A 919-nucleotide genomic window follows, 5' to 3' on the forward strand; every position below is an offset into this window, starting at 1 on the left:
GAACATCACGCTGGCGAGCCTGAGCCGCTACACCAAGCCGCGGTGGCTGGGCTGGCTGGATCGGCGTGGTGAGTTCGCCGAGGCCAAGCGGTTGTCGGAGGCGTTGGACATTCGTCCGCCTGATCCGCGGCGGCCGATTCGGACGTTGTCGGGTGGTAACCAGCAAAAGGCGGTGCTGGGGCGGTGGCTGGCCGAGGACCGCAAGTTGTTGTTGCTGGATGAGCCGACGCGTGGTGTGGATGTCGGGGCCCGGGCGGAGTTGTATGCGCTGGTGCGCAAGCTGGCCGATGACGGTATCGGGGTACTGCTGGTGTCCAGCGAGGTGCCCGAGGTGCTGGGTCTGGCCGACCGGGTGCTGGTCGTGCGTGAGGGCCGGATCGTCCACGAGGCGCCGGCCGAGGACCTGGACGAGCACCGGGTGCTCGATCTGGTGATGGTCTCCGCGCGGGAGACACCCGCGCCCGCATCCGCATCCGATTCCGCGTCCACGTCCGATTCCGTGTCTGGTTCCGGGCCTGTGTCTGATTCCGGGTCCGCGTCCGATTCCGCATCCGATTCCGGGTCCGTGTCCGATTCCGGGTCCGGTGTAGCTAATCCCCCCTCTGAAGGAGCGTTCGATGACTGAGGTCGATCAGGCCGCGCCGGCCGGTCCGCGCGTGAAGGCGGCGGGTCCGGGCGGGCGGTTCGGCCGGCTGGGTGAGGTCCGGCATCTGGGGTTGGTCGCGGCGCTGGTGCTGCTGGCGATCGTGGGCCTGGTGACCAGGCCGGAGAACTTCGCGACGTCCTCCAATCTGGTGAGCATCCTGGCGCTGGCCTCGACGATCGGGGTGATCACGGTCGGGATGACGTTCGTGATCATCGGTGGTGGTATCGATCTGTCGGTCGGGGCGCTGATGGCGTTGGCGTCGGTGTGGGCGAC

Annotated in this window: 1 protein-coding gene and 1 pseudogene; both read left to right on the plus strand. The window is 68.0% G+C overall.

The window, feature by feature from the left end; genetic code table 11:
- Positions 1-625, plus strand: a 625-nt coding sequence (locus HHX35_RS45025) for an ATP-binding cassette domain-containing protein (RefSeq protein ID WP_182904242.1), incomplete at its 5' end; no start/stop codon positions are given.
- Positions 618-919: pseudogene (locus HHX35_RS42355) on the plus strand (ABC transporter permease); the annotation flags it as partial. The gene HHX35_RS45025 and the pseudogene HHX35_RS42355, both read left to right, overlap by 8 nt.

The sequence above is a fragment of the Microbispora sp. H10830 genome (assembly GCF_014161375.1).
In the GTDB taxonomy this organism is placed as follows: domain Bacteria; phylum Actinomycetota; class Actinomycetes; order Streptosporangiales; family Streptosporangiaceae; genus Microbispora; species Microbispora catharanthi.